The sequence below is a fragment of the Bdellovibrio sp. ZAP7 genome, from assembly GCF_006874645.1.
GTDB lineage: Bacteria > Bdellovibrionota > Bdellovibrionia > Bdellovibrionales > Bdellovibrionaceae > Bdellovibrio.
Genome location: NZ_CP030082.1, coordinates 1,686,448 through 1,702,540 on the forward strand (window position 1 = coordinate 1,686,448; position 16,093 = coordinate 1,702,540).

General features: G+C 46.3%; 15 protein-coding genes. 4 read left to right on the forward strand and 11 right to left on the reverse strand.

Annotated elements, in window-relative coordinates:
- Positions 1–4: 4 nt before the first annotated feature.
- The 4 genes from gmk to DOM22_RS08200 all read left to right on the forward strand — a co-directional run bounded on the left by gmk (position 5) and on the right by DOM22_RS08200 (position 5,749).
- Positions 5–550, forward strand: a complete 546-nt coding sequence (gmk, locus tag DOM22_RS08185) for a guanylate kinase (protein WP_246845901.1) — start codon at positions 5–7, stop codon at positions 548–550.
- A gap of 51 nt (positions 551–601) precedes the next feature.
- Complete coding sequence (gene rpoZ / locus DOM22_RS08190) at positions 602–841, forward strand: DNA-directed RNA polymerase subunit omega (protein ID WP_088614336.1); 240 nt, start codon at positions 602–604, stop codon at positions 839–841.
- A gap of 101 nt (positions 842–942) precedes the next feature.
- The gene (locus tag DOM22_RS08195) at positions 943–3,156 is read left to right on the forward strand and encodes a bifunctional (p)ppGpp synthetase/guanosine-3',5'-bis(diphosphate) 3'-pyrophosphohydrolase (RefSeq protein WP_142699894.1); all 2,214 of its coding nucleotides are present in this window, start codon (positions 943–945) and stop codon (positions 3,154–3,156) included.
- Positions 3,143–5,749, forward strand: a complete 2,607-nt coding sequence (locus DOM22_RS08200) for an ATP-binding protein (protein ID WP_142699895.1) — start codon at positions 3,143–3,145, stop codon at positions 5,747–5,749. Before DOM22_RS08195 ends, DOM22_RS08200 begins: the two co-directional genes overlap by 14 nt.
- Here the strand turns inward: DOM22_RS08200 and DOM22_RS08205 are convergent.
- From DOM22_RS08205 to DOM22_RS08255, 11 genes are all read right to left on the reverse strand, one after another.
- A complete protein-coding gene (locus DOM22_RS08205) occupies positions 5,709–6,578 on the reverse strand; it encodes a trypsin-like serine protease (protein WP_142699896.1) in 870 nt (289 codons plus the stop codon). The two genes, DOM22_RS08200 and DOM22_RS08205, sit on opposite strands and share 41 nt — an antisense overlap.
- A 112-nt stretch (positions 6,579–6,690) precedes the next feature.
- Positions 6,691–7,647, reverse strand: coding sequence for a hypothetical protein (locus DOM22_RS08210; RefSeq protein WP_142699897.1), 957 nt, complete (start codon positions 7,645–7,647; stop codon positions 6,691–6,693).
- Positions 7,644–8,066, reverse strand: a complete 423-nt coding sequence (locus tag DOM22_RS08215) for a hypothetical protein (RefSeq protein ID WP_142699898.1) — start codon at positions 8,064–8,066, stop codon at positions 7,644–7,646. The genes DOM22_RS08210 and DOM22_RS08215 overlap by 4 nt, the downstream gene beginning before the upstream one ends.
- Before the next feature lie 742 nt (positions 8,067–8,808).
- Positions 8,809–9,249, reverse strand: a complete 441-nt coding sequence (locus DOM22_RS08220; RefSeq protein ID WP_142699899.1) for a single-stranded DNA-binding protein — start codon at positions 9,247–9,249, stop codon at positions 8,809–8,811.
- A gap of 164 nt (positions 9,250–9,413) precedes the next feature.
- Positions 9,414–10,379 (reverse strand): type II secretion system protein GspN, encoded by a 966-nt coding sequence (gene gspN, locus DOM22_RS08225; protein WP_142699900.1) that lies wholly within the window; start codon positions 10,377–10,379, stop codon positions 9,414–9,416.
- Positions 10,379–11,068: a hypothetical protein gene (locus DOM22_RS08230; RefSeq protein ID WP_142699901.1), complete on the reverse strand. Its 690-nt coding sequence runs from the start codon at positions 11,066–11,068 to the stop codon at positions 10,379–10,381. The genes gspN and DOM22_RS08230 overlap by 1 nt, the downstream gene beginning before the upstream one ends.
- A complete protein-coding gene (gene pilM, locus DOM22_RS08235; protein ID WP_142699902.1) occupies positions 11,065–12,735 on the reverse strand; it encodes a pilus assembly protein PilM in 1,671 nt (556 codons plus the stop codon). Before pilM ends, DOM22_RS08230 begins: the two co-directional genes overlap by 4 nt.
- Before the next feature lie 94 nt (positions 12,736–12,829).
- Positions 12,830–14,089: a general secretion pathway protein GspK gene (locus tag DOM22_RS08240; protein ID WP_246845902.1), complete on the reverse strand. Its 1,260-nt coding sequence runs from the start codon at positions 14,087–14,089 to the stop codon at positions 12,830–12,832.
- Positions 14,089–14,991, reverse strand: a complete 903-nt coding sequence (locus DOM22_RS08245; RefSeq protein ID WP_142699903.1) for a type II secretion system protein GspJ — start codon at positions 14,989–14,991, stop codon at positions 14,089–14,091. The genes DOM22_RS08240 and DOM22_RS08245 overlap by 1 nt, the downstream gene beginning before the upstream one ends.
- Positions 14,991–15,500: a prepilin-type N-terminal cleavage/methylation domain-containing protein gene (locus DOM22_RS08250; protein ID WP_142699904.1), complete on the reverse strand. Its 510-nt coding sequence runs from the start codon at positions 15,498–15,500 to the stop codon at positions 14,991–14,993. The genes DOM22_RS08245 and DOM22_RS08250 overlap by 1 nt, the downstream gene beginning before the upstream one ends.
- Complete coding sequence (locus tag DOM22_RS08255) at positions 15,497–16,093, reverse strand: Tfp pilus assembly protein FimT/FimU (protein ID WP_246845903.1); 597 nt, start codon at positions 16,091–16,093, stop codon at positions 15,497–15,499. Before DOM22_RS08255 ends, DOM22_RS08250 begins: the two co-directional genes overlap by 4 nt.

Sequence of the window (16,093 nt, forward strand, 5' to 3'; positions counted from 1 at the left end):
GCGAATGATTATTGTCGCTGCACCCAGCGGCGCAGGAAAAAGTAGTTTCGTAGCAAAGGCGATTGAAGAGCTTCCAAAGCTCGTGGATATCGTCACGTTCACGACTCGCAACATTCGCAAAGGGGAGAAAGATGGCCTTCAGTACCATTTCATCTCTCACGATGAGTTCAAACAAAAAATCGAACAAAATTTCTTTGTGGAGTGGGCGAAAGTTCACACCAACTTCTATGGAACGTCCTACGAGTCCCTAGAATCCACCTGGAAGGCCGATAAGTGCGCCATCATGGATATCGACATCCAGGGCGTACAAACGTTCAAATCCAAATATCCAGATGCTAAGACCATCTTTATCCTGCCGCCCTCAATCGACGAGCTGCGTCGTAGAATCGAGAAAAGGGACGGGGGCATGCCTGCGGATATCGAAGTTCGTATGGCCAATGCGGAAAAAGAGATCGCCGAGGCCGAGAAGTTCGACTTTCAGATCGTGAACGACAACTTCGAGCATTCCTATGCCGAATTTAAGAAAATCATTGAAAAGTTACTAGCTTAAGGGTAATTTCCTCGTTTGAATCGATGAATTATTTGCGCCCGGAGGCATTAAATGGCTCGTGTAACCGTTGAAGATTGCTTGGAAAAAGTTCCTAACAGATTTGCTCTTGTATTGATGGTTGCTAAAAGAGCGAAGCAACTTCTTAAAGGTGCTGAAGCGACAGTTTCCACTCGTTCGAACAAATACATCGTATCGGCACTTCGTGAAGTTGCGATCGGTAACGTGGGTTATGAAGTGGCGATGGATCCTAAAGACGCTCTTCTTCAAATCGAAAAAGACTTGAATAAATAGTCTAGGACGAAGGTCCTAAGTTCCTAAAAATACTAATAAATTCCGATTATAAAGCGAATCTATTTGGAGCCCATATTCTTGTCAGGTAAACTGATTAGAATATGGCGGAACCCCAAAAAGAGACTGGTCTCTCTCATAAACCAGTCAAAACAGTTGATGATCTTCTTAGTCGCATTCGCAGCTACTGGCCGAATGCTGATCTTAAATTCATTGAAAAAGCATACTACTTTTCTGAAAAACATCACGAGGGTCAAATCCGTCGCAGTGGTGAGCCATATATTTCTCATCCACTTTCCGTTGCTGCCATTCTTGCTGATCTCCGACTTGATCTAGATACAATTGCCACGGGTCTTCTGCATGACACAGTCGAAGATACCGATGCCACACTCGAGGATATCCGCCGGGAGTTTGGCGATGCCGTTGCTCATCTAGTTGATGGTGTGACTAAAATTGGTCAGATGAAGTTTAAAAACTCCCACGAAAAACAAGGCGAGAACATTCGCAAAATGATCGTCGCGATGGGGAAAGACGTGCGAGTGGTGTTGGTGAAATTAGCCGATCGCTTGCACAACATGCGTACTTTAAATTTCATGCCGTTTGATAAGCAGGAAAAAATCGCTCTCGAGACTCTGGAAATTTACTGTCCACTTGCGGGTCGTATGGGTATCAGCTCTCTGAAGATTGAGCTCGAAGATTTATGCTTCAGGTACTACCGCCCTGACATGTACTATGAACTTATCCAACAAGTGAAGAAAACCGAAGCTGAGCAGAATCGATATATCGAGGAAGTGAAGCATTTAATTTCTAAAGAGTTAAGCAAAGTCGGTTTCAAATTTGAAGTCTATGGACGTTCAAAGCATTTATGGTCCGTCTATCGTAAAATGCAAAGTCGTAATTTGGATTACGATCAAGTTTACGACGTATTGGCATTCCGTGTGATTGTTGAAAGCGTAGCTGAATGCTATGCGGCCCTGGGGTTAGTGCATTCGCTGTGGAAACCAGTCCCGGGTCGTTTTAAAGATTTCATCGCCATGCCGAAAACCAATAACTATCAGTCGTTGCATACGACGGTGGTGGGGCCTGGCGGGGAGCGCATCGAAATTCAAATTCGTACCAGCGAAATGCATTTGATTGCCGAGATGGGGATCGCTGCTCACTGGAAGTATAAAGAGCGCGGGAAAATGGAATCCGATGAGATGCAACAGGCAAACTGGTTGCGTGATTTGGTTTCGTGGCACCAACAAGTGCGAAGTCCCGACGAATTCCTGGATACTGTAAAAACCGACCTGTTCGAAACTGAAATTTACGTCTTCACTCCAACCGGGGAAGTGCGTGAGTTCCCAGAGGGTGCGACCCCGGTCGACTTTGCTTACGCTGTTCATACGGAGCTCGGTAACAAATGTGTTGGCGCTCGCGTGAATGGCAAGATGGTTCCTTTGAAGCACCAGTTAAGCAACGGGGATACAGTTGAAATCATCACGGGCAAAGGACAAGAGCCGTCGAAAGATTGGTTGAAGTTCGTTGTTACCAACAAAGCCAAAGCGAAAATTCGCGCCTTCGTTAAGGAAGAGCAGCGTCGTCGCTCGATCTTGCTGGGTAAAGAGTTGGTGGAAAAAGAATTCCGCAAGTTCGGCATGGCTGCAGTGAAATATCTGAAGGGCCCGGCATTTGAACAATATTTAAAAGATTTTGGATTAAAAGATGTCGAAGAACTTTACGTGACTGTCGGTTACGGAAAGCTTGAGACCCGTGTCCTGGTGGAAAGACTTTCTCCAGAGAATATCGCCAAAGAAGCGGCAAAAACTGAAGACTCGACATTCATGGAACGAGTCATGCGGGCTGCGACTCATAAAACGCGTAAAACTAATTCCCTGGTTTCCGTGGATGGCATGGATGATATGTTGGTGCACTATGCAAAGTGTTGTCATCCGATCCCTGGTGATCCGATTGTGGGCTTTATCAGCCGTGGTCGTGGTATCACAATTCATCGTAGTGACTGCAGTAAAGCCTTTGAATTTGACCAGCTTCGCAAAGTGGATGTCGCTTGGAATGTTAAAGTGGCAGGTGAGGGGCAAGAGCGTATCGTTCGCCTGAAAATCATCTCTCAAGACAACCCGGGTTTATTGAAATCGATGTCTGAGGCTTTTGCCCAGCAGGGGATCAATATTCAGTCCGCTCAAATTCGCACGACAAAGGATAAGAAGGCCGTTTGTAATTTTGAAGTCTCAGTGAAGGATGCCTTACAATTAAACCAGGCGATTTACGAGATTCAAAAGATCAAAGGCATTATCGGTGTCACGCGTGTCATTCAATAAGTATCTACCTAAACTTCACAACATCCTCGCCTTTGTCGTATTGACGGTGGCGGTGGTGGTGATGTTGGGCTGGATTCTGCAAAATCCCAACGCGATTCGTTTTAGCTCTCATTTGATTCCGATGGCGTTTAATACGGCATTTCTGTTGTGTTTTCTGAGTATTGGAATTCTATTTTCTGATCGGGATCATTTCAGAATTGGGCGCGCCTGTGCCGCTGTGGTTATGTTTTTTTCAGCCCTTATTTTCTCCCAATATCCTTTGGGCGTGGATATGGGGCTTGATTCCTTCTTCGTAAATTACTTTATCGAGCCCGAAATGCTTTATCCGGGCCGCATGGCAGCCAGTACTTGCATTGCGCTTTTTCTTTTAGGTTTGGCATTGTTCTTTAATAAAAGTTCATTGCTCTGTCAGTTTGTTCGCGTCACCACCGCGGCGACGGTCTGTTGTGTGGGCCTGGTTGGTGTTGCGGGCTATGTTTTTAATATCAACTCCCAATACGGTTGGGGAAGTTTTTCGCGAATGGCCCTTCATACAGCCATTTGTGTGATTGTTTTGGCGATTGCCCTTCTTGCACAGTTGTGGATGCGGATGGGGCGTTTGGGAGCGCACCGCAGGCGCTTTGCGCCATTCTATGTTTTGACCGCCGGGATCTTTTTCACCGTTGGTTTGATGCAGCTATTGTATATTCAGGATTATCAAAAAAATCGTTCGATCACCGAAATTCGTACGGCTGCTATCTTGGAAAATTTTGATAACATTTTTCGCCCCTTAACGCGTTCCCTGGGGCGTATGGCAAATCGATTTATCTTGGATGACTATAAAAATCGCCAAGCCTGGGAAGTCGATGCTGAAATATACTCTTCAGATTTCAAAGGTGTTCGACGAATCATCTGGTCGGAAAAAGACCTTGTTGCCAAGTGGGTGTATCCCTTGAATCGCAATGCTGAGCAGGTGATAGGGGCGAAGATGACCCGTCAGCGTGGGGCCGAGGGTATCCTTGAGCAAATTCAGAAAACTCGCAAGCCCGCCATCTCGGGTGTTTTACCATTGTTGACGGGTGGTGATGGAGTCGTTCTTTATTACCCAGTTTTCAGGGGTGATGATTTTCTGGGCATTTTAAGCGTTGCCCTGGAAGCCGATGTTTTTTTTGCGGAAGCAGCGGTGGCCCCAGGTTATTTCGTGGAAATTAAAGACAATGATGGCCACGAGTTTCTAAATACCGGAAATGCCGGTCTTGTTTACATGCGCGATTGGGGCAATACAGTTGTCTATCGGGCGCTGAATGCGAATTGGGTGTTTACAGTGACTCCCAAGCCGGATGTGGTGCAAAAAAATTCGTCTTATCTCCCTGGCGTCGTCGGAGTCTTCGGTATCAGTATTTCTTTACTCTTGGCGATCAGTCTGGTCTTTTATTCTCGTTCACGTGAGTCTGAGCGTCGTATGAAGGACTCCTTTGACTGGCACAAGGCCGGGCGAGACAGTATTTCTTTGTTACTTTTGCAGCTGGATAAACATGGTAACGTCTCCAGTATCAACAAAGCCGCCGAGGATCTTTTAGGTTATACCGAACCTGCAATAGTCGGGAAGCCTGTATTTATTTTGGGTGAGTATTCCGAATTGATGATGCATCGAGGACGAATGGAAGCTCAACTGCAAAAATCATTGGCCTCCGGTGATGATTATTTGGAAGCGATTTTTGAAATTGGTGAAAATCCCAGCTTTGAACGCACGCTCGTATCTAAATCAGGCAAGCCCTTTCATATGGCTATGTCCTTGCACCGGGTGACTAATGATTTGGGCGAGATTAATGGCTATCTGGTTGTTGCCGAAGATATCACCCAACGTAAAGAGCGTGAGCGTTTGTTAAAAGAGCGCGAGGAAAAAGTCCTGGTGTCTTCGCGTTTAGCGACATTGGGTGAGATGGCAGCAGGGATCGCGCACGAGATCAATAATCCCCTGACCGTGATCGGTGGCTATTTGAGTATGCTTCGTAAGAGCCTGGCCCAAAAAGGCATGGGCCAAGATGTCGAAATCAATCGCCGTATTGATTCTGTGGAATCAATGGTGGGGAGAATCGCTAAGATTGTCAGAGGTCTTCGCAGTTACGCCCATGAATCTGTTATGGATGACATGGAAGAAGTTGAAATCGCGATGATCATCGATGACACGCTGGCATTCTGCCACGAGAAATTTAAATTGAACGACATTCAACTGACTGCCTCTGTTGAGCCTGGGCTGACAGTGAGGTGCCGTCCTTATCAAATTTCTCAAGTCCTTTTGAACCTTTTAAACAATGCCTATGATGCTGTCGCATCAGCACCTGTTAAGAAGGTCCGCATTGAAGCCTCATATCAAAGCGGTGGAATTGAAATCAGTGTGACGGACTCAGGGCCCGGTGTGCCTATGGAGTTAAGAGAAAAGATCATGCAGCCGTTCTTTACCACAAAAGAAGTCGGTAAAGGTGTGGGGCTGGGGCTTAGTATCAGTATGGGCATCATCCAGGCTCACAACGGAAAATTCTTTTTGGACAATGAATCCCTCCAGACCAAATTTACGGTCTGGCTTCCTCATGCACCTCATCTATCCATTTAGCAAAATAGGAAACCTTCATCGCCGTGGAGCGGCCCTTCGTGCATGTCACGTGGCCTGCGAACTTTTTTTCGCCTGTTACAAATGAAGTCACACCAATCAAACGAGGCACGCCATTCACGTTAATGAATTGGCCCGATCCCGAGTCACCACTACAGATGAATTGAGTGTTGCCGTTACTTAGAATCGCGTAACGATCTTGCATAAGCCCGTAACCGCCATTTACTTTGACGACGGCTTTATGAAGGTCACCAGCGCTGCCGTAACCGATGGCGAAAATTTCTGCAGAGTCTTTGGTTTTGCCGTAGCCATAGATGTTTAAGAAATGGTTTTGATAGTTCTTATTTTGATCTCGCTCAATTTCGATCGGTTCAAAGCCGGTCGGTATACCGCCTGCGAAAAAACCAATGGCCATGTCATTTAGGATGCCGACCTTGGAATATCGAAATTCTGGATGAACTACGATCTTAGATCCGTTGCGTGTATGCTCCCGAGTATTGAAAAGTCCCTTTTCATTTGCAAAAACGATTTTAAATCTGGAAAGAGTCGGAGATTTCTTTTTATCGAAACAGTGCGCAGCCGTCAGGAAGCTGTGATCGCTGATTAATGTTGCTGTGCAGATTCCGACTGTCATTCCTAAGCTGTTTACGGGAAGGAAAAGCACCACGCCGCGGGATCCATCATCGCGACGTGCAGTAACTTTGGTACCATTGATAACGCCTGAGGAGTCGTCGTTTAAACTGACGGTGGAATCGCTTGATCCTGGTCCACAAGCAGACAGCGTAATTGCAATGGATGTTACCAGGCTTAAAAGCACAGAAGAATTTTTCATGGGATCTGTATACTCGATTTTCCGGCGAAAAAGAGCCGAAAAAGATTATATTTTTGATTCTTAATAGTATGAATGAATCAATATGAATGGAGTCAGCTGCTAAATCCTGTAATTATTGCCAGCCGTAACCCACACGAAACAAGATGGCATTGGCTGTGACGGTGTCAGAAGGGGGAAAGTATACGTACTCCACACTAAATGGAATGAACGTTTTGCGGTTGAGTTGGTATTCGCCACCAGCAGAAATCGTCAAAACCTGATTGGTCGCGATTTGGTTTTCATCAAGTGCCGTTGCTGATTTGGACATCGCGATCAAAAAGCCACCGCCTAAGCCCGCCCAAGTGCGCAGTTGGTTCGTGGTGAAATAGTATTTTGCTAAAGCATAACCTGATAGATAGGTGATGTTGGCACTACAATGTGTCGAGCCTTTGCAACCCACGTTTTTGTTAGTTTGTCCTGAAACGTTGTATTGTTCTAGCATGCCGAGTCCGCGCAAGGTGATGTTGCGAGTCAGCACCCACTCATAAAATCCACCAGCGCCCAATCCTGTGCCTTTAAGCTCTGGTTGCTCTGGGGGATTGATGGCTGGATTTTCTTTGATCGTGGGTTTCATGGTATCCATGCCGTACTGACCTAAAACTCCATAAGAATTTTTAAGCGTTCTTAAGAAACTCATGTCGCGGGCTTTATCAAACACCGAAGCTTCTTCGTCTGGAGTAGAGGCGCGATTCAAAGCTTCTTGTTGGCGACTCGTGTCCGCCTTCGGGGCTGTTTTTGATTTCGCGACGGAAGCAGAGCCAGCGCCTTTGGCTTGGAGTGTATTGCCAGTGGCGCCGCGGCCTTTAATAACATCAGCGACAGCACGATCCTCTTTGGTTTGCTTGATACGAATGATACCGATTTTTTTGTGAGTTACAGAATCGATCAAAAAGAATTCATCGCCAGGATGAACTTCCGCACCTTGAAGTTTCACCATCACTCTGCCATTTTTAACAGCGGTCACTTCCGCCGCCAGGGCAGAGACACTGAGAATCAAACTAAGGCAAAGCAGAGTTAAGGATTTTTTCATTCGCTGATCATCAAGTTGTTTTCAAGTTCACGAACAAACTGCTCTTTATAAAGATCCCAAACGGCCAGGCTCGAAAATTCATAAGAACAAGCCTGAACATTTTTATCACTGCGCTGAATCGCTTTCACTTCCACAGTGCCCGGACGAGTGGTGCGCCAAATCTCCAGATCATTTTCCATCACCACAAGTTCATAATTCACACGAGGAAATTCATCATTAAACCAAGTCTCAAGGCGACTCTGATTTTTACAGCCGGTAAGAGTATAGATTTCCGAAGAAGATGAAGAGGGAGCCACCAAAGAAGCCCCATTAATTTTAGAAGGAGCTGCGGTTTCGAATTGGTTGCGACCATCCGAACGATAAACCGAACAACCTTCTAGAAACATTAAAGAAATAACAATCAAAGCTGCTGACTTCATATTTAAAAGTATAAAGTTCGGGGAGGGGAAACACAAAAAGGGCTTCGACAATCTAGGCCTTCGACCAACCGGCGGGAGCGAGCCTGCCTTGGTCGCCGTATCCTGCCTCCTGCGCATTCCGCGACACGCCTTCCGGGCTCAACCGTGGCTCGCCTTCGGCGAGTTCGCGCCATCGTGGCGCCCACGGAGGTCGCTGCATGCGCAGGAGGCAGGCCCCAGCGCCCAAGTCAGGCTCACTCCCGCCGGTTGAACAAGTTCAACCTCGCGAACCTTTTTTGTTTGAGGGACGACATAAATTCTTCTTCGAAATCGAATCGCAGTAGCGATTCAATTTTTCAATGGTCCTCGCGCGGTCAGAGAAGGGGGAGGAACCACGGGACTTCGTGTTTAGGTTTTCTCTTTTTCTCCGCTCGCTCGGAAACGGGGGAACTACGATTTCAATGTAGATTTTTTTGATTGCTGTTTTTGCTGAGCTTTTTAGCTAAGAGGAGAAAAGTAAGAATTTTTACCTCGAAATAGCGAAAGCCATCTCCCAAGGGAGGCTTAACGACGAAATTCATTTCAAGGATTGTGTGCGAATGATTGCTTCGGGATTTTCAGAGTTATGGAAAGCCCTGTGGAGCGAACCTCCGGGCCCGCACGATGCGGTATCAAAGCCCGGCAAGGCCTGGAAGGCCGGGTGAGCGGAGCAGGGCTTTCCATAACTCTGAAAAGCCCGTACCGCGAACAACGAACGAAGATCCTAGAAAGGAATTTCGTCGTTTGAGTTGAAGCTTGGTTCTGGACCGAAATCGTTGAAGTTGAAATCGTCGCCGCCACCTGAATTATTGTTAGAACGTGAACCAGCTTCTGCACCAGCAGCGCCAAGGAATTGAACAGTGTTAGCCACGATTTCCGTAGCGTAGCGTTTTTGTCCTTGTTGGTCTTCCCATGAGCGTGTTTGAAGTTTACCTTCAACGTAAACTTGGCGACCTTTAGAAAGGTGTTTGCCGCAGATTTCTGCCAATTTGCCCCATACAGTTACACGGTGCCACTCAGTTTTTTCCTGACGTTGACCGTCTTTAACCCATGATTCGCTTGTTGCGATGTTAAGGCGAGCTACAGTGCTCCCGCTTCCGATTGCTTTCACTTCTGGATCAGCACCAAGACGACCTACGATAATAACTTTATTTACTCCAGACATTGTCCCTCCAAAATATTAACCCCTATGGTTTTTTGTCAGATCGGGAGTTATGTCAACAGTCGACAACTCCCTTCATTTATTTGGATTTGGAGCTGAGCAACATTTAAGCACAGCTCTGTGTCAGATTAATTCAATAAGAGATGGGGAAGTGCTTGGGCTGCGGACTAGCGCGCAGCGCCAAAGCTTGGAGGCATCATAGGATTTGATGCTGAAAGTTTAAACTTATACTGAGCGCCATCGGCCGTTGGGGACTTGAAGTTATCAATGAATGTCAGGAACAAGCCGGCCTTGTCTTGAAAGCTCTTTTTTGCACGCAAATCGATATCAAAATTGTAGGCGCCGATCTGTTGTCCGAAGGCACCGCCACGATTTACGATCGTAAGGCCAATATCGCCTTTCACAGTGCCTTGAAGCTCATCGCCCGGCTTACCAATGGTACCGCTCTCGATGACAAGTCTGCCGGCAGCTAAGCGGCCTTTAAGCTCAATAGAACTCAATTTCAATTCAGGTACAGTCAACGGACCCATCGGTGTGTTAACGTTTGCGGGCGGAAGTTCAAACTGATTGATCGTCAGATTGATTTCCACGTCCGGTTGTTCCTGGAAAGTTAAATCAGCCAAAGCAGTTGTTTCTAAGTTCAACTGACCTTTTAAAAGCACCGGAAGATTTGCAAACTCACGGATGTCATTCAGCGCAACTTTTTTAGCGCTCACTTCAATGCGGTGTCTTTCGACGCCATTGTCGCTGCGATTGCCTTTACCCATGGAGACATTCACGTCACCTTTTAAAAGACCTTTCGCAGAAACCGATCCATAGGGTTTTTGCTGAATCAAGCCCGTGATGGACGGAGTGATGACCAATTCCTGAGCGGATATAGCGGGAGTGCGCAGGGATTCGATATACACATGGTCCATTTGCACACCGGGTTGCGGGAACAAGCTCATTTTCAAACGGTCGAACTGAACATAGACCGAGTTGTTGGTGACTTTCGCCACCTGTGAAGAAATCAAGTCACTCAAGTCATCAAAAGGGAATAGGACGAAAAGAAAGATGAAGGCCGAAACCACCATTACAAAGAGCTTTCCTTTGTTTTCTTTAAGCCATTTGAAAAACTTAGAGATATTTTCCATTACTCTTCCGATTCCGCTCTGGATTTTTTATTACGATTGAAACCCTTTTTCGGCGTCTCGGGCTCGGCCTGAATAACCGGCGGAGCAGGGACGGCCAAGGCAACCAGCTTGTAAACTACGTCAAAGTAACGATTGTCTTCACGGTTTGCAGTCATAACCATATCGCTCATTTTTACGCTGGCTGAAATATTGCTGAACTTATAGCCCAGATCCACAACCTGGCGCAGATTCAATTTTGCCAGCTGAATTTGCAAACCACCTTCACTCAAATTTGAAGGGATTAAATTTGATCCCATCGTCGTTTGTGTGCCTTTGATTTGTTCAGGTAAAAGATTCGCTGATTTGATTGTAGAATCAATATTCGCACGAAGCATATCCATGGAAGGAGCCGGGGGGATGGCTGGCACTTCGGCGGCTTCGCGTGATACTTTTAAAAGCTCGCGAATCGTCATGCGTTTTCCTTCGAATTCTCCCACAGCTTCTGATGAGCCGTTGAAATAACCGTAAGGAACAGACAGCACCATCAGTGTCACAACAGCAATTCCACCATACATCGTCAACTGCTGCATGGCTGGAGTCATGTTCTCATAGCGGTCACGCAATTGGTTGTAGGTGCCACTTTCCTGGATGCGATCCCAAGTGGCGCGAAGTTCAGTTGATAGCTTGTCTTTCAAATCATCTAAGTTCATCTCGTCACCTTCTGAATACCGCGGTCTACGTTAAAGCTAAAGGAGAATGCCTGGCGTCCTGGAAGAGTTCCCAGAGTCGGCGTTTGGCTTTTAATTTGTCCATCGGCTGTGATATTGGATAGAGACTTTTGCAGCAGGCTTAGTTGTTGGGGATTGTTTACGTACCCTTCAAGAACTACGTGAGCATCTTTGATGTTGAAGGTGCGCACATCCAGCGTCACTGCGTTTTTCGCAGGAGCCGCATCTGTCACTTTCTTCATGATATCCAGGGCGGAGTTCATATTCGCGACACTCGCCAACGTTTTTAAATCAGAGGCACGTTTTTTATTGTCGCGGATATATTTTTTGATTCCGGCTTCAGAGGCATTTCTACCTTTGAGGTTTGCCACGTTCTTAGCTTGAGTTTTCAAAACTTCCTGAGAGCGTTCCGCCAAACTTAGCGCGAAATCCTCACGTAAGTAGGAGTAAACGAAAAGCACCAGCAAAGCTGCTGTTGCAAGTTTCGCTGTATGGCCCCATTTCTCCCAAATCACCTTGAATTGGTGATTTTGACGGGCAAATTCACCGCGAAGGAAATTGATTGGAGGATTGCGGGGTTTCTTGAAGCCTTCAATCGCAAGACCAATTGCCACGCCCAATTTTGCTGAATTAGCTTGGGAACGTTCAAAAGCAACATTCGGAATCGTATCCAAGATAGCCAAGCGATTCGCAGGAATTTCTAAGGCTTGAGTCATAAAAGGACCCAAGTTTTGAATTTGCGAAGTGCCCCCCGTTAAACCGATGTTCATGATTTCAACGTTGAACTCGGATTTGATTTCCAGAATGGAAAGTTGCAGGTCGCGAGTCATCTCGCGAACACATTTGGCAATCGTTTCTGAGAACGTCACTTGGTCAAAAGTAGCACCTTGTTTGTTTGTCAGAATAAAGGCTTTTGTTTGCAGTTCGCGCAAAGCTTCGATGTAAGGAATTTCATACTTCTTGGCGATGGCTTCAGCGATATTTTTTCCACCCCACAGCAAAGAGCGGATGCCGATTACAGAGCTTCCCTCGATAGCGCACACTAACGTGCGTGTGTGGCCGATGTTCAATACCAGACGGATATGACGAAGAGGTTTATATTCCGTGATGTCGTAGTTTTGGGGATTGCTGATTTGTGCCGGTGGGGCTTCATTCCAGCGTTCAAAAATATTGCTGAAAGCCGCACCCTCTGTGGAAATCAAATAGGGCTCAACGCCAATGTCTTTCGCGCGATCCACCAGATTCTGCACATGAACTTTAGGAGCCGCACATGCTAGGACTTCCGCACCACCACCGACGGTGCGGATGATTTTTGCATCAAAGACTGCATTGTCAGAGGAGAAGGGAAGATCTTCTTCAAGTTCAAAAGCCAAACTTTTAAAAATCTTAATACGATCGCTGAATGGGAAAAACTTATTGCGAACGGCGACGCGATCCTGGCGCAAGCCAAGAATAAAGCGGGTTTGCGAGTGATCATAGCGGGCAAGTAGATCGCGAAGATATTCGATGATCTCCAACTCAGAATCACTTTGAGGGTTGGTGCTTAGAACATGCTCAAAGAACTGAACGACTTGAAAGCCCTTCGTCGTTGATTGCATTTCGACAACTTTAATGCTGCTTGACCCGATGTCGATACCAAGTGATTTCAAAGACCGTTCCTCCATGAACGAGATAATGGTCTAAGTATATGTTGCCTTTGGACTTAAGTAAAATCATTCCTCAGTCGAGGGACTCGACTAAGGACTATCTTTCTGACCAATAAACGATGCGAGGAGGGCCTTTGGAGATGGCATCCGCTTTTTGCTGTTGGTTGCCACTTTGGTTGCCAGGTTGCTGACCGATTTGACCTTTGTTTTGGTTGGCAGGATCATTCGGGTCATTGGCATTCGGGTTTTGAGCTTTTTTGTCTTTATCCACGTAGTCTTTGATTTTCGCGACGGTTTTATTGAAATCCATCGTGATAACCGTGATCTCACTGGTAGAGCGCGCGAATTCGCCCGTGCTGCGGATACGGAAGTTAAAGACGGAATCAAACACTAAAGGAATTTCGTCGGTTTTACCTTCCAGACGAGCATTTTTAGACTGTACGAAGTTCCAAAAGTCAGCGGCATCCTTAAACGGGCCCCCTTGGTTCTGGTCATCCCGGCGTTTGATGATTTCTGTCACAACTTCTTCGGTCATACCCGGATCTAAAGATTTCAAAACTTCTTTGCTGGCGATGTTGGGATTGATGCCCTTCATGCCGTAGATTGTGATACGTGGTTCGATTAAATCATAAAGGTCATCTGTCATCTCAGGAACGAAATGAAGCTCTGAAAGAGTCCGGAAAGCGCGATTGGGTGGGAAATAGTCTGATTGCGCTTCAGAATTCAAATTAGCGTAGTTCGCGCGCTTATCGCCACCATTCGCAGACGTGGCTTTGTCACTCATATAGTCGGCGATGTTGTTGATGATTTTTTCAAAATTTGTGTTTGAATGCTCGCGGCCCCAGGCTTCGTCTTCCTTCATTTTTTGTTGGAAGATATTTAGAAGCTGTTGCTTCGTCACTTTACGCAAAGTTTCAGAAGGGGAGGTCAAGTCATTGATGTCGATCTTGGAGCCCTCGTCCTCGATCGTCGTGATGTAACTTGCATCCATGGCGGATTCTTTGGTCAATTTCTTAAAGGCATCTTTATCAATGGCCGTCAGTTCGTCGGGGACCGGCAATGGCCAAGCAAACGGGAATTGCCAGATCATATTTAACAAGGGACTGTTGCTGCCCAGCTGCGCGCCGAACTTGCTTTGCGCCTGCTGATAGATTTTCACGCGCAAAAGTGCCAACTGCATTCCAGATTTCGCGGCATAGTAAGCTTTGATACGATTTAACCCTGCTGAGTTCACTTCGTATTCGATACGCGTTTCAGACACCAGTTCGGTCGCAAAATACATGATGAACATTAAGCAGGCCGTCACCACGATCAAAGCCATACCACGTCTGTTGCGAAGGGGTTTAAAAATATTCATTATTGAAACCCTCCATTTGGTCGCTGCTGTTGTTGTTGACCCTGTTGCTGCTGTCCTTGCTGTTGGGCTTGCCCAGTTGCAGAGTCATCAGGATTGTTGGTGAAATGAATCGGAACGATCACTTGCATAGAGTACTTGCGATCTTTGCCGCCGGTTTTTTTAGTAACCGTCACAGAAAGTTCCACCGCTTGTGGGAATTTTCCTTTGGTCGCACCGTCGCCCGCTTGATCGGTTCTCCAGTCAGTAACCCAATCCTGTTTTCCCTTACCCATATAGCGGAATTTAAACTCGGTGACGTTTTCAAGTAGAACCGTTTCCGTCCCACCTTTGGTCACATCTAAATCCACCCACGGAGAAGATCTGCGCCACACGCATTTAGAAGTGCCACCATTTGGATCCAGGCTTTTGCATTCTTTTAATTCGTAACCGACTTCGATAAAGTCTGCCTGTTGGGTGTTACGAACGGTGCGGGCGTTATTCATGGTGACGAAATTCAAAGTCTCGGCGTTGCCGATAAATTGTGTTTCAGGATCTTTGCGTGGAACTTCACGATTTTGTTGTTGCTGTTGAAACCCGCCTGGTTGTTGACCCATGTTTGGATTTACGAAGCCGGGTTGGTTTAATCCAGGGTTTAATTGTCCCTGGTTTTGATTACTTTTTTTAGCTAAAAGGTCGGCGATTTCTTTTTCGACATCGCGATAATGATAGGCCATGTTGATGTCTTTTTGAATCAAGCGAACGGCATCACGCAGATGGGACACTTCGTCGATTTGTGTCGTCACCTTGGTTTTCATTTTAATACTTTGCTGAATGGATTGTGCCACCAGAATAATCATCACGCTTAAGATCGAGATCGTGATCATCATTTCAATCAAAGTAAAACCGCGGTTCAGCTTTTTCATTATTGACCGGCCCCGCCAGGAACGCCTGGCATAGGAATTTCACGGTCATAATCGACAAAGTATTGAGTGGCAGAAAAATTCATCGGTTTTTTGCCACCTTTATAAAACACAGTGACTTTGACTTCTTTGATGGATTTTGAAAGATGCTGCGTCAGCGTCTTCATAAGGGTCAGGGACATTTCATCCGCTCCACCATCACGGGCTGTCAGTGTTGCGGAGATGTCGGGAACTTCAAACTCTTTGGATTCCATTTTCCACGAGTACTGCGGAAATTCAGAACCGAAATCGTCTTCTTTTTCTTCCGGGATAGAGTCTAAGGATTTGCCGGTGTATTCGATTTCGATCTCGGCCATTTTACGTTCCAGGAGGGCGGTGACTTCGGTTGCGAACTGCGCCTTGCGCACGAACATAAAGCTTCCACCCCAGGAGTTCGCTAACAGAACCAAACCTGAAGAGAGGATGACCAACGCAAGGACGGTCTCGATCAATGTGAAGCCTTTATTTTTCACCGCTGAATATCCTTTAACGATTGAGCTTTCTCTATGATATCAGCTTGACCCGTTAAAGGATTAAAAACAAGTGTCCAAACTAAATTATTTCCGCCGGAAATCTGCACGGCAGCGGCTTCAACAAAGCCTTCGGCGAAAAAGTGAATGTAAGCGGCACCCGTCGTAATGGGTTCCTTGGCGGAGGAAGTTTCAACTTGAGTGAAACGGAATCCATCGGGAAGGTGAGCTTCCTTTTTTAAGACAGAAGTATCTATCGCATACTTAGGCGGTGGAGCTTCATCGTCTTTGGATTTATTCTTTTGTCTTTCGCGCTCTTTTTCCGCGGAATCTGGATCAACAGGAATAGGACCATTGGCTCTTTCGACCCAATAAGTACCGGCGTTATCGCCATCCAGATTTAAAACCAAGCGGTAAGTGGAGTTGTAGATACGTGCTTTGTTGCGCACGGTTTTAGTCAGAGACATGAATTGACGAGTCGTCGCTCTGATATTGGTCTGTTTCTTAAACAGACGAGGGGCTCCGATAACAACCAGTCCAGCGATAATTGCTAGAACGATCATCACCTCAATGAGGGTGAAGCCCCTGCGATTCAC